Consider the following 23,860-nt stretch of genomic DNA (forward strand, 5'->3'; position numbering starts at 1 on the left):
TTGCCGATCATTCCCCCCAAGAACGGTCCTGCAATGGTGAACTCCAATTTATATATACATCCTCTTTATGAGGAGCATTCCCCAGCTTTTGTATATAAGACAAAACTGCAATGCAACGAGGAAAACCTCTCAATGACATACCAAAAAGAAAGGGCACGACATACCTATATGTCGTGCCTTTTCTTTGCTTTCAATTCGTCAAGGAATTAACATGATGTATAACTATACACCAGATGCTACTTTTTCTCGTTCTTGCGCATCTTAAGTTTCAGAAGCGCAGTCGCTTTTTTACAGTCCAGCTCGACCATATTGTTTTCCCCAACCACATTGGTCTCTGTTCCGTCCGCGCTCTTATTGATATCCACGATTCCATCCAGATAATCATTTACAACTACGAACTGAGCTACTGTACCGCTGAAATTAAGGCCCGTCACCGCGATGCCTCTCGTTCCCAGCTGCTCGCATGTATTCGTATAATCCACGTCGCTGTTTCCCCATCCGTCCGAAGAGATGATTACGCCATCTGCACGCATCGCCTCGGCCCAAACAGCCGTCCTGGTTCCTACAAGCATCTTATCCTCATTATCGTCCGGTGTTCCTACGATGATAATTCCCATCAGATCCAGATCTGTATCCGAAGAGACTACATCCAGCAGAGGATCTCTGAAGTGATGCAATGATGTTTCTTTTGTTGATGGTCCTATACCCATATTAACACCTCCTACTGCATAGAGCGGATAATACCGTCTCTGTACTCATTTGGAGTTACAAGAATCGGCATATTGCCCATATCGATAATTGAACGTCCGCCTTCTACGCCAGACGGCTCTTTGGAAAACAGATGCGTATCATACATTGCTCCCTGCCCTGCCACCTGCTTTACGATCAGGACGCGTTTCTTTCCTGGCCTTACTATATCATGGTACTCATGGCGCTCTGTACACTTCTCGCCTTTGAACTTCTTCATCTTATCACGGTATGTCTGGATAAACTTATCGCACGCCCTATGCGCGGCAGTCGGGCCAGGCCTTTCCTGTCCCATTCCGGCGGCAAGCGTCACATCAAAGGAAATTATGTAATCATTATCCCCCGGCGTACCTGCACGGTTCAAGTACAACTGGTCTTTCAGATTCCCCTCAGAAGACCCGAATTCATGGCACTGCTTTCCGTTTACGTCCACACCGGTAAGCATAACATATACGCCGGTAACGGTATGGGTAATGCCTTCTCCCAATTTTCCAAGTACTTTGGTAGAAATCGGTATGATATCCATAATCGTATTCGTCCAACGGTCATGATCTCCTGACTTAATAATCTGAATATCAATCTTTTCAATGTGCTCTTCCTGAGCCACCAGCTGATCAAGCATTTCTTTACTGACTGTCATATGGCCATCAACAGTGATGTCATTATGTTCGCCCCACTCTACATCATTCATATGGAACGCTTTAATCACAAGACGTCTCAGGTCTTTTACTTCTTCAGCCAACTTAAGTCACCTCCGATATTTAAAAACTACTTTCATGGCCTTATTACAATATGGCGGATTCTTTTCCGATATATTGTCATATCTCTTTTCAAAAAAGGGCAGATGACAATCCATCTGCCCCTTATTTAATGAAATTAAATCTTAGCTACATACTCGAATGGCAGTGGAACAATCTTTCCAGGTGTCTGGATTTCAACTAACTGCTCCAGAGTTGCCTTTACGATCTGTGTCTGCTGTTCAACATTGTGCGGTCCACCTGCATTAGCACCCATAGGTACCAATGGAGCAACTGCACGAGGAGTACCAGTCTGACGAACAACTGGTGGAAGAGCTGCAATAATAATAGTAGGAATTCCAGCTTCTTCAATCGCTCTCTGCACCAATACTGCAGAGCGGTGGCAGGTTCCTCAGCCAGCGGTGAGAACTACTGCGTCAACGTCCTCTTCTTTGAACATCTGTGCGATAGCCGGACCAGTTTCGCCTTTGAACTTCTCCTGGTTTCCGCCACCACCCATGAATCCTGCATGTACCGGAGCACAAGCTCTGATAAATCCTTCAGCAGCTAATTCATGAATTCTATCAATTGGGAACATACAGTTGATGTCTTTATTAACATCACTGTTATCATATCCACCGTGGGATACCATCAGTTCGCTAGATGGTGTTGTGTTCTCTATTTTTCTCCATGTAAAGTCACCAGCAAGATTGAATCTTTCCTGATCCTTCTTATGAACACCGGCAGCTGTTGCAAGAGCGATAGACATGTCTTTCAACTCTTTTGTTACAGGAGTCCATACTGATGGTGGAGTAATAGGAACGAATATTTCAGATTGTAAACCTTTAACAACCGTTAAACTCATTTTTAGACCTCCTTATTATCATCCAAACGTATGCGCATCTCATCTTGTTTGCGCCGTTCTTTTTCTATGTTGCTGACGTATTTGTCATTTATCTCCGGTCCCAGCTGTTCCGGAAAACTCATGTTCCATCCGAATTCCTGCCCCACTATCGGCTCAGTATCACAGATAAACATTCGTCTCGGTGCTTTGAAGAACCCCAAGCGTCCCTTCAAGTCTACGCTGATACTACAGTCATCAACGTCAACGACAACGCCTTCCATGTAAATGACTCTATCGCCATAATTCAAACGTTCATTATTCATTCGCGGGCACCCGGCTTAGCTGTATTTTAATCTACGTTTTTCGCTCATTGGAAGAGCCTGCTCATTTTCAACAAGATCAACCTTTGTTCCGTATGCGCTCTCAATTAACTCTACGTTTGTAGACTTAACGTTTGGATTCCACTTCTTCTCAGCAGCCTTAACGTCTTCGCCTGCCATTGCAGTCTTAAGCATAGCAAGTGCACGAACAGCATCTTCTGGGCAAAGCGTATTGTTACCAAGAATCTCGTTCTCGATACCAGCTTCAGACTTGTTGTTGTCTACCATGTATGTCATATACTTGTTACCAACAACCAGCGCGCCCTGAACTGCACAGTAAGACATGCCAACAACCGGGATTCCTCTCATACCGATCTGCTCGATATGGCTTGCGAAATCGATGTGGTTGTTTCCGAAACCTTCTGTTGTAACGAAAGCTCCATCAGCATCCATCATTTCTACAGTATGGCCTACACGACGGGATACATAGAATTTCTCAGCATTGATCTGAGGAGATCCTACAAATACAACACCGCAAAGGTCAACTTCCGGATCATGCAATGCTTCCAGAACCAATGGCTCTCTCCAGTAATGTCTGGACATTTCCTTAGATGCAGGTCCGATACATGTTAATGCATGGATACATCCATCAAGAACTTCCAATGGAGATACGCAAACCGGTACGTTTCCTAAGTCTACGTTAGCTCTTGCGCCAAGAACGCCAACAGGCTCTACAGGAAGGATGAAGTTGTCATGCATAGCTCCCTGTCCCATGATTTCCTTAACGATAACGACTTTCTTCTTGCCTGGACGGCGAACCTGCTTCAGTTCTTCCGTATCAGCAACAAGGCTCTCATCAAGTTTCTTCATAACTTCGCGGATTTCCTGTGTGATTACATCAAATGCTGTATGAGCAGCCATAGGTCCACGACGTTCCATGTTTGTCTTTTCCTGGATTACGATGTTACCCTTGATAAAGATCTCGCCTTTATCTGGGCAGCTTGGACGATTCCACATAATGTTCTCGTCAAGGTATCCTTCTGAAGAACCGAACTCACCGATCTGAACTCCGCCTTCATCAACACCTGTCAGCATCATAACAACGCCGTCAAGTACTCTTGTAACACCTGTTCCGAGTTCGTCATCGCCTTCTTTTGTAGCGATTGGCTGAACGTCCATAACAGTCTCAGAATATGTGTGGTATAAATCAGGAGTGATGATTTCCAGTTTGAAATCTTTTACAAGTTCCTGGTTGTCAATAACTTCTGACTCAATGCCTTCACGAATGTAAAGAGTCGTTCCTTCGATCTTGGTCTCTGGTCCTCTCTTAACTTCTGTGATCGTGAAGTGCTTTCTTGTTAAGCTTCTTACAACTTTTTCTTCTCCAGCTGCTTCTGGTGCTGCTGCTCCTGCAACAACCGCCTCTGCTCCTGCTGGCAATGGTGCAACTGCTGCTCCGCCGCCAAGTGCTCCAACTGGGATCTCAAGGTCGATGTCCTTTCCTTCTCCAATATGGATCTTAAGTGTTCCGCCTGCTGCAGGTCCTGCTACAGGTGCTGCAACCGGTGCCGGTGCTGCTGGTGCTTCCTCTACTACCTCTTCTGCTGCTGGAGCAGTCGGCGCTTTTGCACCTTCAACTACATCTGCAGTTAATGGGCAAAGAGAATCACATGTTTTTGTAAGTTTTGCTCCCAAAACTTCTTCGATGGTCAATGCACCATCCAGGTTCAATAATCCTGAATCTACCAAGTCATCAAAGATCGCTGGATCTTCAAGATTAGCAGCTTCGATTGTAATGCCTGCTTCGGCTCTACAACATAATACCGCAGGATCATGAGCATGTTCTTTAGCTGTTTCAGCTGTGATTGACATATTGTTTTCCCTCCTTGTTTGGTTTGCATAAATTATATATACAGTCACACATGGCGCGGAGAATACCTCTCGCCTTCCCCAGGCAAAAGAATCGGGGGTCCCTTGCCCTTGCCATCTGCAACAGTAATACCAATAAGTAACTTAGACCCTATTTGCCGTTTGGCAGCTGGTCAACTTCTTTGGATACTGTCAGTCTTCTGTATAACGGATGACCGATGGTTCTCATCACATGGTCTGTCTGATGGAATGTCTTCAGTTTTAACTTCGGTGCAGATCCCATAACTGTGTTGGAACAGTCTGAGCAGTTACCAATGATGATATACTCTGCGCCGTCTTTCTTGAACTGCAGACATTTCTGTGCCTGTCCAGGACAGTTTCCTGGGTTCTCGCACTTAAGCGCTGCGCCCGGCTTAGGCTCAACCGCCTGTTTACATCTTGCCACAGAAACGACCTTTCCATTCATCTTTTCGCAAAGTTCGCGCATACGGTCCTCGCTTCCGCCGCACGCACAGACAAGCAATCCTACCGGTGCTCCGTGAAGATCCGGGAACTCAACCGTTACGATGATTCCGCCTGTCGTCTTCGTAGTAGGCGCGTCTAATGTGGTGGACTTTCCAGTAAATGCTCCACCCATGATAATCTCGCCATATGTACCATCGATTCCGCCTGCCTTCTCGATCATGTCTGCAACGCAGGTTCCAACCGGAACATCCATGAATACATGCGGCTCGTTTCCACCGTTAATCTTTCCAATAACCGTCATGTTCTTGCTGAAGCAAGGTTTCTTAAGTTCGATCGCTTCTGCGATACGAAGCAGGGTCTCGCAGTTGATTACGACTGCATCTGCTGCTGACGGCAACTGTGTAGGATCAAGCAGTTTTCCGAGACATTCTCTTACTACCGCTCTTTCCTCTCCCATCGGGTAAATATCCGGAAGAAGATGGATCGTGATATTGTCTTCGTCCTTGATCGCCTCTCTGAGAAGTTCGATTGCTTTCTCGTTCTTCTTCTTAATAGCAATAATTCCTTTTGCTGCATTGGATATCTCCATGCAGTATTTCAATCCGCGGATTGTAATATCTGTCTTTTCTTCAATCTGCTGGATATTGTGGCGAAGTCCAGGTTCGCATTCTGCAGCATTTACCAGGATATATCCGCCGTGAAGGTCCGTTCCAATCTTCACGCCAGTTGGGAATCCTGCGCCGCCCATACCTACGATTCCGGCTTCCTTAACCATCTCAAGCTTGCTGCCTTCCTTAATAGGTACAAACTCATCTTTCTGCTCTTCATCCGGCTTGATGACGATTCGGTCTTCCAAGACCTCTTCCACCACGCCGTAGACGCTGGAAAAGATGTTAGCGCCAAGTCCTGTAGGAGTTGCAATCAAGGTACCTTTTTCTACCTTATCCCCAACCTTTACGATTGCCTCACAGGGTGCACCAACATGCTGACGTAATAAAATCTGTACATTTCCCATGACATCCTTCTCCTTTTTTCTTTTTTAATATAAGTAAAAAACGAAACCATGACAGCCCGTTTACTTATTCCCCAATATATAAATTCTATCTATAAATATTTCAGTTACATATTCGCCAATTTTTTAACGTTAAATAATTGCTCTTTTGGCGGAGGCATGTGGGAATCGAACCCACCCAGGACGCTCTTAACGCCCCACACTAGTTTTGAAGACTAGGAGGCACACCAGTCACCCATCTACCCCCATGACTTACGTCTCATGCGAATTAACAATAACACACTTTTTCGGAGATTTCAACCGTTTTTATTTATTTTTATAGTACCAAAAAACCATTGACTTTTCAAGGCTTATCGTACATAATAATTGTAGTGAACTGAACGTAATACTAGAATGCGGTCTAATTGTTAATTTTGTATCGTTTCTGGGCGGTTCATTGGGAGTTTTTCGAAAAAGGCACTGCGAGAACTTGGGGGTTTTCAATGTGTTTTTATAAAAACTTATAGAAAGAGTCTATGAGTAAATTCAAGGAGGTAACGATTATGGAGTTAAAAGCAAATGTTAACTTCGAACGGTTTGAAGCAGCATTACAGGTAGTAGACGCTCACACCGTTGGAGAATTCTGCCGTGTAGTAATCGGCGGATTCCCGGAGCCAGAAGGCAGCACAATGATTGAAAAGAAAAAATGGATGGAGAAGAACTATGACCAGGTACGTACAGCATTGATGTTCGAGCCAAGAGGACATCATGATATGTTTGGGGCATTCCTGTGCAAGCCAGTCAATCCAGAAGCAGACTTTGGTGTAATGTTCATGGATACAGGCGGATACCTGAACATGTGCGGACACTGCACGATCGGCGCTGTAACAGTTGCAATCGAGGCAGGTCTTGTTGAATCTAAGGAAGGCGTAAACCAGGTTGTACTGGAAGCACCGGCCGGACTCATCCGTACAGAAGCAGTTGTAAAAGACGGCAAAGTTGAGCACGTTACATTGACTAACGTACCAGCATTCGTTTACAAAGAGAACCTCTCCGTTACGATCGACGGCCAGGAGATCCCATTTACCATCTCCTTCGGAGGAAGCTTCTTCGCATTAGTTGATACTACAAAGATCGGTATCACAGAGATTAGCCCGAAGACAGTTCCGGACATCACCAAGTTAGGAATGAAGCTGTTAGACGTTATCAACAAAGAGATTCCGGTTAAGCATCCTCTTCTTGACATTGATACGGTTGACTTAGTTGAGTTCTACGGACCAACACCGAATCCGGACAAGGCAACTATGAGAAACGTAGTAATCTTCGGAGATGCTATGGCTGACCGTTCTCCATGCGGAACTGGTACTAGCGCTAAGCTTGCTACTCTTCATCACTGGGGAGAGATCGGCGTAGGCGAGGAATTCATCTATGAGAGTTTCATCGGAACCAGATTCAAGGGCGTAATCAAAGAGACAACGAAAGTTGCTGACTACGACGCAGTTATTCCTATGATCACAGGCAGCTGCTACCTGACCGGTGTTGCTACATACTTGATCGATCCTACGGATCCATTGAAATATGGCTTCCAGGTAGGCTAGTATTCTATCCTAGTAGAATAGCAATACATGAAAAATGAAGCGGATTAGTCATAATCCGCTTCTATTTAAATTAAGGCGGGAAAGGAATGAGTGCCGATGCCACGTAAACGCCAATCCACCAAAAGCCGCATTGTCAAAGCGGCATGGAATCTGTTCTATAAGAACGGATACGACCACACCACAGTAGAAGACATTATCGCAGCGTCCAAGACATCAAAGGGCACCTTCTATCATTACTTCAAGGGCAAAGAAGCTCTTTTGAATTCTTTATCTTATCTGTTTGATGAGAAGTACGAAGAACTAGCCGCAGTCATTGACCCAAATCTGTCATCTTATGACAAGCTTCTGTTTTTGAATCATGAACTGTTCTATATGATTGAAACCAGCGTAGATATCAGGCTGCTCGCATTTCTCTATTCATCCCAGCTGATCACGAAGGACAAGAAGTCTCTATCCGACAGCAAGCGCTTTTATTTCAAGTGGGTGACGGAGATTCTTTCGGAAGGCCTTGAGCGGGGAGAATTCAAGAATACCAGTTCTGCCGAGGAACTGATGAACATCTATGCCATGTATGAACGGGCCATGCTATACGACTGGTCGCTCTTTAAGGGCAAATATTCTTTATCGGAATACAGCGACAAGCTGCTTCCTCATGTACTGGATACCTTTGTTGAAGGAGTATAGAAATGGATTTGTCTCTAAAAAATGAGGGACGGGATCTTCTGACTTTGGATATGCCTGCCATATCCCAGCCAGAGACTCCGTCCCTTTTTGCTTGTTCGCCCGCGCTTATCGCCTGCGCCTATCCATCCATACCTCGCCTAAACCATGCATTCGTGCATTTCTTCTTCCTGGATACCGACAGACTGCATTACCTCGGCAATCCGCTCCTTATCCGAGAGATCCGCGCACCAGGAAAGGCCGCAGCCAGCCGAAATGGCTCTTGGAACCGGGATAATCCTTCCCGGCGCATTCTGTTCCTTGCATGCCTTCTCCATTGCCATGGCATCTGCCGTGGTATGGAATGTCACTACCAGTTTTAATTCTTTTTTTCTCATTGTTATTCAATCACCACTTCAAAGTATCCGTCTTTTTCCCCGGATGTAGCCTTTTTCCCATGGTCCTTTGCATACTTTTCCACATTCATTTTCTGATGCGGTTCAGTTACCAATATTTTTACAGGCTCAGACGCCCCTTTCAAGGCTTCCGCTGTAAGCATTAAAGGCTCCGGGCAAGAAAGGCCTCTTGCGTCTACTTCTTTCATAATTATTACCTACCTTTCTAGAATACTATGTATAAGTCAATATATCAACACTATTTTGCTTCTTTTCGCTTATTCGTGAACGCGATCACAAAGCACAATACGATGCAGATGATGCATGCGATCTTGCCGTTCATTGGCACCGCTCCGGCAACCACTTCCTGCGTCTCAGGATTTAAAGCGGTTCCGCTGGCCGCAAGCCCCAGGTTATGGCACAGTGCCGCGCCTACAAACATACCGGCAACCGTAACTGCCGAATCAGAAGAGCCTTGTCCTGCAAGGATCAGCTGGCGCAGAGGGCAGCCGCCTGCCAGAACAGCAGCAAATCCCACCGCATACATTCCAAGAATATTCCAAATATGCTCTGAGTGCGCTATAACACCCGGGGTATCAAATCCCAATACAAAGCGTCCTGTTGCCACATTAAATATCAGCATGACAACAAATAATCCGGCAATCACACTGAACAGGTCAAAGTTCTTCATCAAGATAATATCACGAATGCTGCCCGCAAAGCACATCCTGGATTTCTGCGCGAATGCTCCAAACACCAGGCCGCCTATCAATGCTGCTATAATCGGTGCATGGACGCTTCCTGGCCCTGCCGTGCTGGATTTCAGAAGCGTGGTGCATAATGCCAGAATCAGAATGCCGACTACGATCACGGATATGACTGCTCCGCTCTCTTTGTTGGTCACATAAGCACGCCCAAGACTAAATCCTTTCTTAAGCGCAAATACCCCCGTCGCGACTCCAAGCACGAATCCGATCAATGCCACCCAGGCATTCAGATCGCCCGCTGACATGCGGATTACCATACGCAAAGGACAGCCCAGGAATACCAAGGCGCCTATCATTATGATCATCCCCAGCACGAATCTGGTCATTGGGGAAGACCCCGCCGTTGATCGATATTCCTTAGTCGCTACTGATATCAGAAATGCCCCCAGAACCAGGCCTATAATTTCCGGCCTGGCATACTGTACGGCCTCTGCCTGATGCATTCCCAGCGCGCCCGCCGTGTCTCTGATAAAGCAGGCGATACAAAATGCCATGTTTGCCGGATTTCCTAAAAACGCAAGACATGCCGCTACAAGTCCGCATACTACGCCGGCCAATGCCAGCTTCTTCTTCGAGTCTGATAAATTCATGTTAATCCCTCCTGTACTTTTCTCTCATTCCTGCATAGATCCTTTAATCTTCTGCAAGTTCCTGGATCGCCCTAATGGCGGTATCCACTTCTTCATCCGTATTATAATGTGAAAAACTGAATCTTACAGCCCCCTGCTCCACAGTTCCAAGCGCCTCGTGCATAAGCGGTGCACAATGGCCGCCTGGCCTTGTAGAAATTCCATATTCCATAAGAAGTTCATCACTGACTTCTGAAGAATCATAATCTCCGATATTAAGCGTTACGATCGCACAGCGATTCATATCATCAAAATCCCCATATATCTTGACGCCAGGAATGTCCTTGACCCCCTCATAGAATCTCTTCATCAGTTCCTGCTCCCTGGCGCGGATGTTATCCATGCCTTCATCTTCAATATATTTTAATGCTGCATTCAGCCCTGCAATGCCATGTCCATTTAATGTCCCTGCCTCCAAAGCGGTAGGCATCTGCTCCGGATGGGTCTTGCTGTATGTCATGATGCCGCTCCCTCCGCTCTTTAACGGGCGCACTGCCAGTCCTTCCCTCACATACATTCCTCCCGTCCCTTGAGGGCCCAGAAGTCCTTTGTGCCCTGTGAAGCACAGCACGTCAATATGCATGTCCTGTACATTGATAGGAAACACGCCGGCCGTCTGGGATGCATCTACCACGAACAAAAGGCCATGCTTATGGGCAATCTCGCCCACTCTGCCTATATGGACATAATTCCCCGTCAGATTGGATCCATTCGTACATACGATCATCTTAGTATCAGGCGCAATCGCATCTTCAATATCCGTCAGATTAACCGTCCCCCTCTCATCCGCTCTCACGATCGTAAGCCTGACGCCTCTGCGCTCCATTTCATAGAGCGGCCTCAGTACTGAATTATGCTCCATCATTGTTGTAATTACATGATCCCCAGGCTCCAGTAGGCCTTTAATGGCAATATTAAGACTTTCCGTCGAATTATTCGTAAACACGATCTGCCTCGGATTCTCCCCGCCAAAAAGCCGGCAAAGCCTGTCCCTGGTATCATAAATGATTCTTGATGCGCTAAGCGATGCCTCATTGGCTCCCCGTCCTGCATTTCCCATAGAACTCATTGCCTGTACGACTGCATCTATCACTTCTTGCGGCTTATGCATCGTCGTAGCCGCGTTATCCAAATATATCATAATCTTCCGTCCTTTCAAAAAAACTACTCATCCTCATAATTTAGTATAGACTGGATCCACCATCCAGTCTAATTGTTATCATACATATCAAATACCGGATATAGAAAATATCTATAACCGGTATCTCTCGCCTTTCTATACCTCATATACTTCTTTCACAATTTTTATGAACCTTTCCGCCGACCGGGACAGTTGATAATTCCTGTTGTACACCACATTAATATCTCGTCCCTCATCCGCTCCCGGAATCGGGAATATGAGCATCTGCCCGGCTTTCGCCTCGTCTGTCGCGGCAAGCCTGGACAAAATAGAGACTCCCATCCCCTGTCTTACGGACTTCTTGATGGTCTCCTGATTCTCTATACTTGCTATAATTTCCAGATCCGCCATGTTGACTCCTGCCGACCGAAGCTGTTTTTCGGCTTCTTTTCTGGTACCGGAGCCTTCTTCCCGCATGATTACATGTTCTCTTTCCAGCCAGGAGATGTCATTCGGACATTCCTCCTGGATCCGGCGGTACTTTTCCATATTCGGAGCAATAATCACCAGTTCATCCTTATAAAAAGGAATATACTTGCAGTGCTTTTTCTCCAGCACGGTCCCCGTAAATCCCACATCCGCCATACAGTCTACAATCTGAGTCACTACCTGGGCACTGTCCGTCTCCTTGATCTTGAACTGCTCCTCCGGGTACTTTTCATTGAAACGCATCAGCACCTTGGGAAGCAGGTACTGTGCCGGGATCGTAGATGCCGCTATTGTAATGCAATGCTTGCCGCTGTCCTTCCTCATTCCAAAATGCTCTTCAATCTTCCCCTGCAGATCTACCATCTGCTTGGCATATTTATATAGATCCTTCCCATTGTCCGACAGGCTTACTTCCTTGGTATTCCTGACAAACAGCCTGACATTCAGTTCCTTCTCAAGGGAAGAGATATGCGCGCTGATCGTAGGCTGGGTCAGATATAGTTCCCTTGCCGCCTTTGAAAAGCTGCCTCCCTCTGCCACCTGTACAAAGGCCTCTAACTGTTTCAGATTCATTAGTATGCTACCCTTTCACTTTCCGCTCCCGTTTTCTTAGTTACTTTGATGCTGTCCATATATTCGATGATCGGCTTGGCGCTTTTCCTGCTGGTATCAAACATATCACGCACCTGCGCGATCGTAATAACGGGATCCTCTTTTAAATGCTCCTGTATGAGTTCTTTTGCCCGCTCCATGTATTCCGTCAGGGTATACATATCCTCCGTCACCTTTACAATCTTCTGTTCCTCCAGAAGGATATTGAGGATATCATCTGCCGTCTCTTTCGCGGTCCCTTTAAAATCAATCTCCGAATAGCGGACGAAATCATATTTTGCATTGGAGACTGTATCCAGGAGAATTCCTGACACTTTCTCATAGAGCGCGTCTTTCTTCACCTGGAATTGCGGCGTGCACAAGAACTCGTCCACTCTCTTCAGGCATCCTTCCTCTATCAGCATCTCCACAATCTTGTCAAATACATTCGGCTTGATCTTCTGGAAATAGGTCATCTGGACTTCCGCCTTCTTCATGCCATACCTGTAAGGATATTTCTCTTCATATTCTCTTAACGCCTGATCAAGAGTCTGCTTCGCAGCCCTTATGGAATCGGCATGCCACACATAAGTATCCTTCCGCATGGCAAATGCCTGCACCAGCCCTTGGCTTAAGAGCTCGCTTACGTCTTCTTGCACTTCGTCTATGGACAGCGCGGTAAGCTTAGCCAGTTCTGCCAATGTAATCAGCGTATCCGCGTGCTCCCTTACATGAAGCTCGATAACATCTGCGGACGAGCCAGATTCCTTGCGCTTTAGTTCTTCTATGACATCCTCTTGGAAACGCTTCTTAACCCCTGGGTTTGGCTCCAGGATGACACCTCCTCCAATGGTCTCCATGGGAGAATAAAAGCGGACCACGAATTTGTCTCCCCGCCTTACCGCGATCTCTTCTTCCAGCCTGAGCTGCACATAGCCGCTCTCCCCAGGCCCGATCTCCTCCTTGTCAAGAAGCACTGCCCGGCATAATATCTCGCTGGTTCCGGTAAAGAAATGAAGGCGGGTGTGATTGGTCAGCACACGCATGGAAGAATCCAGCACATTCAGCCTGACATCCAGAAGATCTGTATTCTTCATACTGTTTGGAGGCGCCAGCACGCACCCTCTCTTGATCTCACGCTTCTTCACATTTGACAGGTTGATGGCAACCCGCTGTCCTGCATAGCACTCTTTCCTGTCCTGGCCATGCACCTGGATGCTTCTTATCTTGCATTCCTTCCCAATCGGATACATTTCCAGCAGATCATCCTTGGTAATGGTTCCCGACACCAGTGTTCCCGTAATGATCGTCCCAAAGCCGGACAATGTAAACGCCCGGTCAATCGGAAGTCTTGGTATGGTGCCAGTATCTTTGGTCATCATCTCATCGCTTGTCATTTGGCTGATGGTATCGATCAGGACTTCCAGGCCTTCCCCGGTGGCAGCCGATACTTTTACTACCGGCGCATGTTCCAGAAAGGTTCCTTCCAATTCTTCCTTGACTTCTTCTTCTACCAATTCCATCCATTCCTCATCCACCAGGTCGCATTTGTTCAGGACGATGATACTCTTCTCAATTCCCAGCAGATTCAGGATATCCATATGCTCCCTGGTCTGGGGCATGATGCCTTCGTCCGCGGCAATGACCAGCAGAACCATATCCATTCCTACCACGCCTGCCACCATATTATTGATGAATCTCTCATGCCCCGGAACATCTATGATGCCGGCCCGGTCTCCGCTTGGCAGGTCAAAGTAGGTAAATCCCAGGTCAATGGTGATTCCCCTTCTCTGTTCCTCTTCCCACCGGTCCGTATTCCTTCCGGTCAGCGCTTTGATCAAAGTTGTCTTTCCATGGTCGATATGGCCGGCCGTACCAATAATAATATTCTTCATAACAACACTCCTAACGTCCTGCAATCAGGCTGGTCTCCTCCATTACTTCCAGTTCCTTAAGCTGCTCTGCGATCAGCTTAAAATACCGGCGATCAATGGTCCGCATATCCAGAAGAATGGTATCATTCACCGTTCTTGGAATCACCGGCACCGGAAGATGGCGCATGCGCTCTTCCAGTTCGGCTACGCTGATCTTTTCTGGCCGGATGGTCACTGCCATGCTTTCTATCCGCTCCAGCGGGAGAGAGCCCCCACCGATCTGGGACTGGCATGGACATGTCTCTATCCTTGCAGGCACCTTGGCCCGCTTAAGCATCCCTGCCAGGCTTCTCGCCTTCTTCGCCACCTCTTCCAAAGGTTCCGTGATCATGCGCAGAACCGGGATATTCTGTATCGCCTTCTCTTCTGAAAGGTATTCCTGAAGGACTAATTCCAGGGTTGCAGCCGTGAACTTATCAATCCGCAGCGCCCGGGTCAGCTGGTTCTTCTTCATCATATCAATGTACTTTTTCTTTCCGATGATGATTCCTGCCTGGGGACCGCCAAGCAGCTTGTCCCCGCTGAAGCACACCACGTCCGCTCCTTTGGCAACCGACTCCTGCACGGTAGGCTCATGGGTGATGCCATACTTGCCAAGATCCACCAGCACGCCGCTTCCAAGATCCTCTATCACCGGAAGATCATGCTCCTTAGCCAGAGGAATCAGTTCATCAATCCCCACCGTATCCGTGAATCCCACAATTCGGTAGTTGCTGGTATGAACCTTTAAAAGGGCCTTGGTCTCTTCGGTGATGGCTTCCTTGTAATCATCAAAGTGCGTCTTGTTGGTGGTTCCAACCTCCACCAGCGTAGCCCCGCTTTGCTCCATGACATCCGGAATCCTGAATTTCCCGCCAATTTCCACAAGTTCTCCCCGGGAAACGATGACTTCTCCCCCTTTTGCCAGAGAACTTAGGATCAGCATGACGCTTGCCGCATTGTTGTTCACCGCCATGGCCGCCTCCGCGCCGGTGATCTTGCACAGAAGTTTCTCAAAATGGGAGTACCTCTCTCCCCTTCTGCCCTCTTCCAGATTGTATTCCAGATTCGAGTATCCGGTGGCAATAGCTGCCACCCGCTTCATATGCTCCGGGCTGATCGGCGCGCGTCCAAGATTGGTATGAAGAATCGTCCCGGTCCCATTGATCACCATGCGCATGTTCGGCGTATGCATGGCGGATACCGTCATCTCCACCCGCTCCGTAAGATGATCGATCCTGTGTCTTGCCTGTGCTTCCTCATCGCATTCGCCGATATATCTGCGAAGCTTGTCCATCTCTACGTGGATGGCCTCCATCACCGTCTCGCGGCTATAGTGCTCAATCATTGCCTGGATGGCCTCATCTTCCAGCAGCACGTCAACTTTAGGGATGCTGCGGTACAACATGTTCTTGTTCATCGTTCATATTTCCTTCCATCATCGTAACATTTTTATTCTCTAAACCTGGGGTGGCGTTTAAAACAGGCGGATCAGCTTATCGCTCTTTTGAGATACTTTTCCGATTACGGAAACCTCCGTATCCATTCCCGCCTTGGCAAAGTCTCGCATCATATCCTGGACGCTGGCAGATGGAACACTGATCAGCAGCCCTCCTGAGGTCTGCGGATCATAGAGCAGATCCAGATAGTGCTCCTCTACAGAGCCAGTCTCTACCTTTCCAATGGAATACCCTTTGTTTTTATAGGTCCCGGCAGGTACCAGCCCCATCTTCGCATAGTCTATCGCATCTGCAAAATATGCCACGTCCCTCACCTGTATCTCGAAGGTCACATCGCTGGCCGAAGCCATCTCCACGCAGTGTCCCAGCAGTCCAAATCCTGTAATATCCGTACAGGCGGACACATCATACTTTTCCACTACCTGCTTCGCCTTCTTATTCAGGGATGCCATAACCCTCTCGGCCTCTTCTATCGCCGATTTAGATGCCATCTCTGCCTTAATGGCAGTATTGACTACCCCGCTCCCAATCTGCTTGGTTAGCAGCAGGGCATCTCCAGGCCTGCACCCAAAATTCTTGAATATCTTATCCGGATGTACGAACCCGGACACGCATAGCCCATATTTTGGCTCGTCATCCTGCACGGAATGTCCGCCCACAAGGACCGCTCCGGCTTCTTTTACCTTATCCGCGCCCCCTGCCAGGATATCTCCCAGTATGGACGGATCCAGGCAATTGGGAAAGCCCACGATATTGAGGGCCACCGCCGGCTCGCCGCCCATAGCCCAGACATCGCTGAGCGAGTTGGCTGCCGCGATCTGTCCGAACATATAGGGATCATCTACGATCGGAGTAAAGAAGTCCACCGTCTGGATCATGGCAATCTCATCCGTAATCTTATAGATAGCCGCGTCATCGGAGGTTTCAATCCCCACGATCAAATTATCATCATGGAATTTTGGCAGCTTGCCCAGAACCTGGGCAAGGGTCTCGGGACCAATCTTAGCTGCTCATCCCGATGTCTTGCTAAGTGTAGTCAGTCTGACATCTGATTTCATCTTTTTTCATCCTCCTTGCGTCGTTTTCATCTTTTTACAGCAAAGAAGGCCAGCCACCTGCTATCACAGGAGCCCGGCCCTCCTCACAATTCGCCTTCTTGCATCTATCTGCTATGGCTTGATAATCTTGTCTGCGCCTGCCAACGTCTCGACAATACTGTACATGTTGGTAACAGAGCCAACCGCCAGCTTGTCCTTCAGCCCGTAATAGTCCAGGCAGGTCCCGCAAGTAAGAATCTCTACGCCCTGCGCTTCCAAAGACTTAAGATCCTCCAGGGAATCCGAGCCTTCCGTCGTCAGCATAGCGCCGCCGTTATAGAACAGCATCGTCTTTGGCAATTCATCCAGCTGCGTCACCGCAAAGATAAATCCTTTGATCAAAACTTTTCCTAACTCGTCATTTCCAGATCCCATACGGTCGGAAGATACTGCTACCACCATATTTCCTTTCCGGTCAGGAATACATGCCGGATCCTCCTGGGATGCGGCTTCCATAGCGCCATTCATCCGGATTACAACCTTGAATTCTTTGTCCCCCAATTTTTCTGAGGATACTTCTCCGCCTGCGCTTGCTGCCATCTTTGTCACATTCTGCACTGCAATCTCATTGTCGACCAGCACTTCTATCACTTCCGGCCCCGTAAGCGCCTGCATTGCCTTTTTAGTCTTAATAACCGGGATCGGGCAATTCTCTCCCATTGCGTTGACTGTAATCATAATATTCCGCCTTTCTTTTTCTGTTTCTTACCTTCAACACTTATAGATACATTCTATCATTGAAAGCGTAAAAGGTAAATGGTATTTTAGATTTTTGTTGCTCTTTTAGTTCCAATACATGGCATTTCCCTCCCGCGTAGTATGCGGGCTTCATCTGCCCTTTCCTGAACGCGTCAAGGAACCCTTCCATCGTATGAAACCTTTCAGGGAAGTAAGTTGCACATACGCCCACCTTCTCCGGCACATGGCAATCGCTGGAGCCCAATGTGAAAAGGCCCAGTTCTAAAGCGTACCTTGCCGCCTTCTGGCATGCCTCCACAGAAGTGCTTCCGTTTAGCACCTCCAGGCCATGAAGGCCTTTTACCTTGCGCAGATTCTCCTCTAGTCCCCGGTTGTTATTGCGGAAAGGATGCGCCGCAAAGCACACGCCTCCCTGGGCGTTTACCAGATCGATAAAGTCCTGGGCCGGGATTCTCTCTGTGGGATAATCTTCAATTCCAAACGCCACAATATCTCCTTGCAGGGAGTAGTACTCAATCCCGACGAAGATTGGGAATCCTGTATCTTTGGAATATTCTGCCGCATACTCCTTAAGCCCCATGCTGTCATGATCCGTGACGCAGATTCCCTCAAGTCCCTTCATCCGGGCAATCTGTACCATTTGATCAAGCGCAAGGAAACTGTCTTTGGAATATGTCATTTCATGCATATGCGTATCTATAAACATGGCCTGCTCTCCTTCTCTTAATTCCCATTATATAAACCCAGGCCCCCGGCTTCAAATAGAGTTTTTTTATATGTCCCTTGTTATATAGATATCGTCTATAAGTTTAATTTTTTACGCCAAATCCCCGATTTTACATAGCATATCCCGATCGGGACCGAGGATGCCGGGGCGATCATGCAGGCAAGGAATACTCCTGTAAGCCCCAGCGCCTGGTCAAGCAGGATTACCAGCACCACCCGGACCAGAATACAGTTAACAAAAGAACTAAGAAGTACAAACCAGGTATGCCCCGCGCCTAGCGCAAATCCATGATATATCATGAATATGGCATAGAATATCTGGCCGATCATCTCAATCCTGAGATTTTGAACCGCCACGGCCGCCACGTCTGCCTCCCGTGTGAAGAGTCTCACCAGGAGCGGCGCGCCAGCCTCTACAGCCACAATCAGCACCATCGATGCCAGCATGGTAATCTTCATGGCCTCATAGAGGATCTCCTTGGCGCGGCTATATTTGTCCGCTCCCAGCGTCTGCGCCACCATCGTGGAAGTAGCGCTGCTGATCGCCAAGGTAAAGAGCAGGCAGAAGTCCTTGATCTTCGCGGCAACGCCTCCCCCGGCGGAAGCCGCTACGCCATAATGGTTAATATACCTGGTGACAGTAAGCCAGGACAGGCCTGCAAGCGACATCTGAATCGCGCAGGGAATGCCAAGCGCCAGTATCCTCGCAAAACGCTTCAGCTGAATCTGCGGGTGACGGATGCATATGCCAAATACGTCTCTGCTCCTAAGCACGTGTACAAGAATCAGCACAAAAGAGATGCCCTGCGCGATAACAGTGGCAAGCCCTGCTCCTGCGGTTCCCATTTTCAATCCACCCACGAACAGAATATCCAGCACGATGTTCGCGCAGGTAGAAATGATGATGATCAGCATCGGCCGCCGGGAGTCCCCCACGCCTCGCACAGCTGCTACCAAAGCATTGTAGCCGAAGATAAACATCGTTCCTATCGTGCATATCCGCAGATAGGCCAGCGATTCCCCATATGCTGGCGCGCCCAGCGCCATAAGCATGGAAGAGGCGAAAGTCCTAAGAAGTATGGCTGTTGCCAGGGACAGAATCATAAAGCTATAGAAAAGCGTATTGGTGGTCTCTTTTCTGGCCTCTTCTTCCCGGGCGCCAAAGAACTGGCCAATCAGGATATTGCCGCCCTGAGACAGCCCGATCGCGATCTGGGTTACCAGCAGCATGACCTGGCTGGAATTATTGATGCCGGAGATTCCCCTGCTGCCAATAAAATGACCGGATATCAGAAGATCCGCCATGCTGTACAGAGACTGCATCAAATTCATGACCACAAGAGGAAGCGCATACTGTATCAAGGTCTGCCGCACCCTGCCTATAGTCAGGTCAAACGTCTTTTCCTCCACGCCTTTCATCGTCTTCCCTCCATTCTCATCCTTTGTAATAGGAAGATAAAACAAATCTGGGACAGGGCATAGAATGCCCCATCCCAGATTAGAATCGCTTGTTTTCTATTATAGCCTTTTTTCGAAATTGCCGTCTACATGGCATCCTTCCGTAAATATCATGAAGGCATTGGGGTCTATGCTATGGACGATCTGCTTGATCTGTCCCACCTCGTACTTGGATATCATTACAAATAAAATATAGGAAGTCTTATTGGTGTAGGCGCCTTCCCCGTCCCAGTTGGTGACGCCCCGGCCCGTCTGCTCAATAATGGCCCTGGAGATGCCCATCTTCTTGGTAAATATCATGACGCTGGTATTAATATTCTGGATATGTACTCTGTCAATAGCCATGGCTAGCACGGTAGTATAAATCAATGAATAGATGACAATCTCTATATTAAATAAGAACAGACAGATTGCATAGACGAATATATTCATCAATATATTAATCTTGCCTACGCTGATATTCGGATACTTCTTAGAGCAGCAAAGCCCTATAATATCCTGTCCGCCTCCGGAACTTCTTCCTCTTAGCACAAGCCCTGTTCCGGTTCCCGCAATGATTCCGCCAATGATGCAGGCTGTCAGATAATCCTCGATCAGCGGCACGGCTGGAATCGGCACGACTACAAGGAACATACTCTGCATGCCTACGGTAATGAGCGTCTTGATCGCGAATTCCTTCCCCAGTATCTTCAGTCCCATATAGAACAAAGGAATATTAATGATAAAGTATAAGATACCGGAAAGATCCACGCCCGATGGCACCGGCACATGCAGTACGCTGACTACGAATGTACGCATCAGCTGGGCAATTCCCATGAACCCTCCATTATATAATCCAAGCGGTATAATTATTAAGTTTACTCCCAAAGCGAACATCAGGCTGCCGCCCACCGCATAAGCCGCCTGCATAATCAATTGCTTCTTTTTTGCGTCTAACTTCTCTGCCATCTCCGTATCCCATTCCTCTTGAATAAATATTCATTAATAACCTTTCATCATTCTAGCATCTGCTATCTGGATTTACAATGATAATCTAAAATATAACAAAAAAGAATTTTAAAAAACCTGAGGGGTTACCTCAGGTCAGGCAGCACATGATTTTCCTGGCTGTTCCTATGTTTATTTGTACTAGTCTTTAACTCTTCGTGTTTTTCCAGGCAATCCTGGATTGCCTCATTCAGGGACAGCATCTTCTCATCCAATGTTGATACCATCTCCGCACACTCTCTTAATTCCCTGCTGATATATTCCGGCGCGTTTCCTTCAAACTTATAGTAGATCTTATGCTCCAGACTGGCCCAAAAGTCCATGGCTATGGTACGTATCTGTATCTCCACTTTCGTATCTACCACGCTGTCCGATAAGAAGATCGGCACGGATACCAGCATGTGATAACTCTTATAGCCGCTTTCCTTTGGATTCTTGATATAATCCTTGATGGACAGCACCTTAAGATCGCTCTGGTTGCCGATCATCTCGGCCAGCCTGTAGATATCGGATGTAAAGGAGCAGATTAAACGTACGCCGGCAATGTCATTGACATACTTAACCATGTTCTCGATCGATATCTCATAGCCATACTTTCTCAGTTTCTTTACAATACTTTCTGCCGTCTTTACTCTTGTCTTAATATGTTCAATCGGATTGTACTGATGTACATGCTGGAATTCGTCATTTAATATCTCAAGCTTGGTCCCCACTTCCTTAAGCGCGGAAGTATACAGGAACATAACTGTCTTCCAACTGTCCACATCCTCATAGTTCTTGATAGCATTCTCCATAATCAATTAGGTCTCTCCTCTCTTGCCGAAGAGTTAATTCCGTACTGTTATAGTATATCATATAGGACATGGCATTGTCATGGAATTCACATTTATTTAAGAAAGAGATTATATTTCGACAATTAGAACTCAATTCCTTCCCGCGCCAGTTTTCCCAGGTCGTAAGGGTGCTTAATCTTATGCATCTCCGTGGCATAATCCGCGATCTCTTTCATGCGGTCAGATACCTGATGCCCGGTCAGCACGATCTCCAGCCCCCGCGGCTTATGCTGAAGGAAGCTGATCAACTTCTCCTCGCTCAATACCTTTAGTCCCACCGCGCACAGGGCCTCGTCCATTACCAGCAGGTCAAACGGGCTGCAGAACTTGACGATCTCATCCAGCGCCTTATTGTTATAATGCAGAAGTTCTGCCTTCTCATCCCCGTTCATGCGGCTTACAAACTTCACCTGCTCTCTTCCCGGCAGGCAGGTAATATTCGAAATCTGTTCCAGTATCTTCCGCTCGTTGGAAGAGTTATCCTTTAGAAACTGGAAAAACAGCACACGAAATCCATGTCCGGCAGCCCTGACCGCCTGGCCTACGGCAGCCGTGGTCTTTCCCTTCCCGTCTCCAAAATATATATGTATTCTCCCTGTATCCATCATACTCTACATACCCGCCTTCATCTGTAGTCTCGCCTTTGGTCTTTGTAGGTTCCCCTGCCCCAGTCAAAAAAAGAGCAGCAAGAGTTATCTCTTACTGCCCATTATAATAGTTTCACGGAAGATTGTATAGTAATTCTTAAAACTCCAGCTTCATGTCGCCGAATTTGATCCACTGCTTCTTGCGCATGAACTCGGAGATGCCAAGGGTAACGATTGCCGGCAGGATGATCTGGATCAGCAGTATCTTGATCAGAACCACCATCCCAGGCTCTGTCTGGATCATCGTCTGCCAGGTCATGATCTGCCCCACCAGTCCCGCGGTACCCATGCCGGAACCTGTGGCATTGCTGGTCATATGCAGCACCATGGTTCCCACTGGTCCCAGTACGGCGCTTGATAATATAGCCGGCAGCCAGATCACAGGCTTCCTAACAATGTTCGGAACCTGCAGCATAGATGTGCCGATTCCCTGCGCCAAAAGGCCGCCGATCTTATTCTCCCTGTAGCTTGCCACAGCGAACCCGACCATGTTGCAACAGCACCCCACGGTCGCTGCACCGGCCGCAAGTCCGGACAGATTCAGGATGATTCCAAGCGCCGCGGAACTGATCGGCAACGTCAGGATCATTCCCATCAATACGGATACGATGATTCCCATCAGGAAAGGCTGCTGTTCCGTCCCCCAGTTGATCAAAGAGCCCAGCCATGCCATGAACCCTGAAATCGGAGGCCCAAGGAGCAGACCCACTGCCGCCCCTGACCCGATTGCTACAATCGGCGTGACCAGGATATCTACCTTCGTCTTCCCTGCTACCAGGTGACCGAAGAATATGCCCACATAGGCTGCGATAAACGCCCCAAGAGGCTCTCCTGGCCCAGCATATACCATGGTTCCCTCTACCAGAACCGTGCCAGCCAGAAGATTGCTTGCAAATGCGCCCACCATTCCGGCAGTTGCCGCCGATACCACGACCAGCGGCGGTTCTTTGAACTTATAAGCCACTGCCACGCCGATGCCGGCTCCCGTCAAAGAAGCCGCAACCTTCCCAATCACATAGATCATCCCGCCAACAGAACCTCCGAGCAGCGTTCCCACCTGCTGGATAATCGTGCCAATGATCAGAGTGGCAAATAACCCTTGCGCCATCGCGCTCAATCCCTCAATAAAAATCCGGTCTAATGCTTTTTTTAACTTTTCCATCTTTCCTCTCCTTGTAGTTTACATACAATTTTACAACTGTCTTGTCATACGAAGTCATTTGAAAAAGTTTATCATATTCCTCAAGTTAAATCAAGCAATGTTGATGATTTATTCCTGTTCCACTTCATGGTTCCTTAAGATTATTTATGATTAGATAATGATATCTTCATTTTTTCTTTAGTGCAGTGTCACACAATGGACACATTTAACTTATATACTGTAAATATCAAATGAAAGACGTTAACTTAAATTTATATAGATTGTTTTTTTCATTCCCTTTCCTCAAGATGCGGCGTAAAACCCGCATCTTTTTCCTTTTAATGCTTTACAGCGCATTCTAAAATGGATATACTTTTAGGTATTCATTAACTAAAGCGAGGTATGCATATGTTCCGATTATGGGGAAAAGAATTTAAAGACAACAGGATGCTTAGGGATACCGTCATCTGCGATGATACCGAGGACACCCGTACGCATAAAATATTCAACGCGCTGGATGCCATCTGCTATGAATTTGATTTGAGCAAGCCCATCTGGCTGGATTCCACCATCGAAGAATTTAAGAAACATGATAAGGCAAGATTTACACAGGATAATTTTGTGGATTCCATTGATTTTGATTACCTGGAAATCCATGTTATTGAGGAGTGAGGGGA

General features: G+C 47.4%; 24 protein-coding genes and 1 tRNA gene. 3 read left to right on the plus strand and 22 right to left on the minus strand.

The genetic code is table 11. The annotated features are described in order from the left end of the window. Positions 1-236: 236 nt before the first annotated feature. The 7 genes from K0036_RS15690 to K0036_RS15720 all read right to left on the minus strand — a co-directional run bounded on the left by K0036_RS15690 (position 237) and on the right by K0036_RS15720 (position 6,241). Positions 237-710 carry a glycine/sarcosine/betaine reductase component B subunit gene (locus K0036_RS15690; protein ID WP_025642213.1) on the minus strand — a complete coding sequence of 158 codons (474 nt, stop codon included), beginning with the start codon at positions 708-710 and terminating at the stop codon, positions 237-239. 11 nt (positions 711-721) lie between these two features. After that, positions 722-1,489: a proline reductase cluster protein PrdD gene (gene prdD, locus K0036_RS15695; RefSeq protein WP_220430141.1), complete on the minus strand. Its 768-nt coding sequence runs from the start codon at positions 1,487-1,489 to the stop codon at positions 722-724. A gap of 134 nt (positions 1,490-1,623) precedes the next feature. Further along, the gene (gene prdB, locus K0036_RS15700; RefSeq protein ID WP_081702157.1) at positions 1,624-2,349 is read right to left on the minus strand and encodes a D-proline reductase (dithiol) protein PrdB; all 726 of its coding nucleotides are present in this window, start codon (positions 2,347-2,349) and stop codon (positions 1,624-1,626) included. Positions 2,350-2,351: 2 nt separating this feature from the next. Continuing rightward, positions 2,352-2,651: a CBO2463/CBO2479 domain-containing protein gene (locus tag K0036_RS15705; RefSeq protein ID WP_081702156.1), complete on the minus strand. Its 300-nt coding sequence runs from the start codon at positions 2,649-2,651 to the stop codon at positions 2,352-2,354. A gap of 15 nt (positions 2,652-2,666) precedes the next feature. Next, on the minus strand, positions 2,667-4,520 hold the full coding sequence (prdA, locus tag K0036_RS15710) for a D-proline reductase (dithiol) proprotein PrdA (protein WP_025642207.1): 1,854 nt from the start codon (positions 4,518-4,520) through the stop codon (positions 2,667-2,669). 148 nt (positions 4,521-4,668) lie between these two features. Then, positions 4,669-5,997: a proline reductase-associated electron transfer protein PrdC gene (prdC, locus tag K0036_RS15715; protein WP_025642205.1), complete on the minus strand. Its 1,329-nt coding sequence runs from the start codon at positions 5,995-5,997 to the stop codon at positions 4,669-4,671. Between the two features lie 146 nt (positions 5,998-6,143). Then, positions 6,144-6,241 (minus strand) — tRNA-Sec (locus tag K0036_RS15720). Positions 6,242-6,536: 295 nt separating this feature from the next. Here K0036_RS15720 and K0036_RS15725 point away from each other — a divergent pair. Both K0036_RS15725 and K0036_RS15730 read left to right on the plus strand, forming a co-directional pair. Continuing rightward, positions 6,537-7,571, plus strand: a complete 1,035-nt coding sequence (locus tag K0036_RS15725; RefSeq protein ID WP_025642203.1) for a proline racemase family protein — start codon at positions 6,537-6,539, stop codon at positions 7,569-7,571. Between the two features lie 96 nt (positions 7,572-7,667). Then, entirely contained in the window at positions 7,668-8,255 is a 588-nt protein-coding gene (locus tag K0036_RS15730; RefSeq protein WP_029467355.1) for a TetR/AcrR family transcriptional regulator, read from the plus strand. A 137-nt stretch (positions 8,256-8,392) separates the two neighbouring features. On the opposite strand, the gene K0036_RS15735 is transcribed toward K0036_RS15730, so the two are convergent. The 15 genes from K0036_RS15735 to K0036_RS15805 all read right to left on the minus strand — a co-directional run bounded on the left by K0036_RS15735 (position 8,393) and on the right by K0036_RS15805 (position 23,204). Next, the gene (locus K0036_RS15735) at positions 8,393-8,629 is read right to left on the minus strand and encodes a DUF3343 domain-containing protein (RefSeq protein WP_025642175.1); all 237 of its coding nucleotides are present in this window, start codon (positions 8,627-8,629) and stop codon (positions 8,393-8,395) included. 2 nt (positions 8,630-8,631) lie between these two features. Next, positions 8,632-8,835 carry a sulfurtransferase TusA family protein gene (locus K0036_RS15740; protein ID WP_004607314.1) on the minus strand — a complete coding sequence of 68 codons (204 nt, stop codon included), beginning with the start codon at positions 8,833-8,835 and terminating at the stop codon, positions 8,632-8,634. A gap of 50 nt (positions 8,836-8,885) precedes the next feature. Continuing rightward, on the minus strand, positions 8,886-9,983 hold the full coding sequence (gene yedE, locus K0036_RS15745; RefSeq protein ID WP_025642173.1) for a YedE family putative selenium transporter: 1,098 nt from the start codon (positions 9,981-9,983) through the stop codon (positions 8,886-8,888). A 43-nt stretch (positions 9,984-10,026) separates the two neighbouring features. Continuing rightward, positions 10,027-11,163: an aminotransferase class V-fold PLP-dependent enzyme gene (locus K0036_RS15750; RefSeq protein WP_220430142.1), complete on the minus strand. Its 1,137-nt coding sequence runs from the start codon at positions 11,161-11,163 to the stop codon at positions 10,027-10,029. Positions 11,164-11,298: 135 nt separating this feature from the next. Further along, positions 11,299-12,204, minus strand: coding sequence for a selenium metabolism-associated LysR family transcriptional regulator (locus K0036_RS15755; protein WP_025642170.1), 906 nt, complete (start codon positions 12,202-12,204; stop codon positions 11,299-11,301). Further along, on the minus strand, positions 12,204-14,117 hold the full coding sequence (gene selB / locus K0036_RS15760) for a selenocysteine-specific translation elongation factor (protein ID WP_220430143.1): 1,914 nt from the start codon (positions 14,115-14,117) through the stop codon (positions 12,204-12,206). Before selB ends, K0036_RS15755 begins: the two co-directional genes overlap by 1 nt. 10 nt (positions 14,118-14,127) lie before the next feature. Further along, positions 14,128-15,555 carry an L-seryl-tRNA(Sec) selenium transferase gene (gene selA, locus K0036_RS15765; RefSeq protein WP_173694468.1) on the minus strand — a complete coding sequence of 476 codons (1,428 nt, stop codon included), beginning with the start codon at positions 15,553-15,555 and terminating at the stop codon, positions 14,128-14,130. Positions 15,556-15,612: 57 nt separating this feature from the next. Beyond that, the gene (gene selD, locus K0036_RS15770) at positions 15,613-16,653 is read right to left on the minus strand and encodes a selenide, water dikinase SelD (RefSeq protein ID WP_081724514.1); all 1,041 of its coding nucleotides are present in this window, start codon (positions 16,651-16,653) and stop codon (positions 15,613-15,615) included. Between the two features lie 111 nt (positions 16,654-16,764). Next, positions 16,765-17,370 (minus strand): sulfurtransferase-like selenium metabolism protein YedF, encoded by a 606-nt coding sequence (gene yedF, locus K0036_RS15775; protein WP_220430144.1) that lies wholly within the window; start codon positions 17,368-17,370, stop codon positions 16,765-16,767. Between the two features lie 40 nt (positions 17,371-17,410). After that, positions 17,411-18,097, minus strand: coding sequence for a PHP domain-containing protein (locus K0036_RS15780; protein ID WP_220430145.1), 687 nt, complete (start codon positions 18,095-18,097; stop codon positions 17,411-17,413). A 95-nt stretch (positions 18,098-18,192) separates the two neighbouring features. After that, on the minus strand, positions 18,193-19,536 hold the full coding sequence (locus K0036_RS15785; protein ID WP_220430146.1) for an MATE family efflux transporter: 1,344 nt from the start codon (positions 19,534-19,536) through the stop codon (positions 18,193-18,195). A gap of 99 nt (positions 19,537-19,635) precedes the next feature. Continuing rightward, positions 19,636-20,523, minus strand: a complete 888-nt coding sequence (locus K0036_RS15790) for a YitT family protein (protein WP_025642157.1) — start codon at positions 20,521-20,523, stop codon at positions 19,636-19,638. 125 nt (positions 20,524-20,648) lie between these two features. Next, complete coding sequence (locus tag K0036_RS15795) at positions 20,649-21,356, minus strand: GTP pyrophosphokinase (RefSeq protein WP_025642155.1); 708 nt, start codon at positions 21,354-21,356, stop codon at positions 20,649-20,651. Between the two features lie 122 nt (positions 21,357-21,478). Next, complete coding sequence (locus K0036_RS15800; RefSeq protein WP_025642154.1) at positions 21,479-22,003, minus strand: cob(I)yrinic acid a,c-diamide adenosyltransferase; 525 nt, start codon at positions 22,001-22,003, stop codon at positions 21,479-21,481. A 136-nt stretch (positions 22,004-22,139) separates the two neighbouring features. Continuing rightward, positions 22,140-23,204 (minus strand): PTS transporter subunit IIC, encoded by a 1,065-nt coding sequence (locus K0036_RS15805; protein WP_025642152.1) that lies wholly within the window; start codon positions 23,202-23,204, stop codon positions 22,140-22,142. Positions 23,205-23,591: 387 nt separating this feature from the next. On the opposite strand from K0036_RS15805, the gene K0036_RS15810 reads away from it, so the two are divergent. After that, on the plus strand, positions 23,592-23,855 hold the full coding sequence (locus tag K0036_RS15810; protein WP_009248191.1) for a hypothetical protein: 264 nt from the start codon (positions 23,592-23,594) through the stop codon (positions 23,853-23,855). Positions 23,856-23,860 lie beyond the last annotated feature (5 nt).

Source organism: [Clostridium] scindens, from assembly GCF_019597925.1.
Classification (GTDB): Bacteria; Bacillota; Clostridia; order Lachnospirales; family Lachnospiraceae; genus Clostridium_AP.

What these genes read in the sequence shown, in the direction of transcription:
- K0036_RS15690 (WP_025642213.1), bottom strand. Translation starts at nt 710, where the DNA reads ATGGGTATAGGACCATCAACAAAAGAAACATCATTGCATCACTTCAGA.
- K0036_RS15705 (WP_081702156.1), bottom strand. Translation starts at nt 2,651, where the DNA reads ATGAATAATGAACGTTTGAATTATGGCGATAGAGTCATTTACATGGAA.
- prdA (WP_025642207.1), bottom strand. Translation starts at nt 4,520, where the DNA reads ATGTCAATCACAGCTGAAACAGCTAAAGAACATGCTCATGATCCTGCG.
- prdC (WP_025642205.1), bottom strand. Translation starts at nt 5,997, where the DNA reads ATGGGAAATGTACAGATTTTATTACGTCAGCATGTTGGTGCACCCTGT.
- K0036_RS15725 (WP_025642203.1), top strand. Translation starts at nt 6,537, where the DNA reads ATGGAGTTAAAAGCAAATGTTAACTTCGAACGGTTTGAAGCAGCATTA.
- K0036_RS15730 (WP_029467355.1), top strand. Translation starts at nt 7,668, where the DNA reads ATGCCACGTAAACGCCAATCCACCAAAAGCCGCATTGTCAAAGCGGCA.
- K0036_RS15735 (WP_025642175.1), bottom strand. Translation starts at nt 8,629, where the DNA reads ATGAGAAAAAAAGAATTAAAACTGGTAGTGACATTCCATACCACGGCA.
- K0036_RS15740 (WP_004607314.1), bottom strand. Translation starts at nt 8,835, where the DNA reads ATGAAAGAAGTAGACGCAAGAGGCCTTTCTTGCCCGGAGCCTTTAATG.
- yedE (WP_025642173.1), bottom strand. Translation starts at nt 9,983, where the DNA reads ATGAATTTATCAGACTCGAAGAAGAAGCTGGCATTGGCCGGCGTAGTA.
- K0036_RS15750 (WP_220430142.1), bottom strand. Translation starts at nt 11,163, where the DNA reads ATGATATATTTGGATAACGCGGCTACGACGATGCATAAGCCGCAAGAA.
- K0036_RS15755 (WP_025642170.1), bottom strand. Translation starts at nt 12,204, where the DNA reads ATGAATCTGAAACAGTTAGAGGCCTTTGTACAGGTGGCAGAGGGAGGC.
- selB (WP_220430143.1), bottom strand. Translation starts at nt 14,117, where the DNA reads ATGAAGAATATTATTATTGGTACGGCCGGCCATATCGACCATGGAAAG.
- selA (WP_173694468.1), bottom strand. Translation starts at nt 15,555, where the DNA reads ATGAACAAGAACATGTTGTACCGCAGCATCCCTAAAGTTGACGTGCTG.
- yedF (WP_220430144.1), bottom strand. Translation starts at nt 17,370, where the DNA reads ATGATTACAGTCAACGCAATGGGAGAGAATTGCCCGATCCCGGTTATT.
- K0036_RS15780 (WP_220430145.1), bottom strand. Translation starts at nt 18,097, where the DNA reads ATGTTTATAGATACGCATATGCATGAAATGACATATTCCAAAGACAGT.
- K0036_RS15785 (WP_220430146.1), bottom strand. Translation starts at nt 19,536, where the DNA reads ATGAAAGGCGTGGAGGAAAAGACGTTTGACCTGACTATAGGCAGGGTG.
- K0036_RS15790 (WP_025642157.1), bottom strand. Translation starts at nt 20,523, where the DNA reads ATGGCAGAGAAGTTAGACGCAAAAAAGAAGCAATTGATTATGCAGGCG.
- K0036_RS15795 (WP_025642155.1), bottom strand. Translation starts at nt 21,356, where the DNA reads ATGGAGAATGCTATCAAGAACTATGAGGATGTGGACAGTTGGAAGACA.
- K0036_RS15800 (WP_025642154.1), bottom strand. Translation starts at nt 22,003, where the DNA reads ATGATGGATACAGGGAGAATACATATATATTTTGGAGACGGGAAGGGA.
- K0036_RS15805 (WP_025642152.1), bottom strand. Translation starts at nt 23,204, where the DNA reads ATGGAAAAGTTAAAAAAAGCATTAGACCGGATTTTTATTGAGGGATTG.
- K0036_RS15810 (WP_009248191.1), top strand. Translation starts at nt 23,592, where the DNA reads ATGTTCCGATTATGGGGAAAAGAATTTAAAGACAACAGGATGCTTAGG.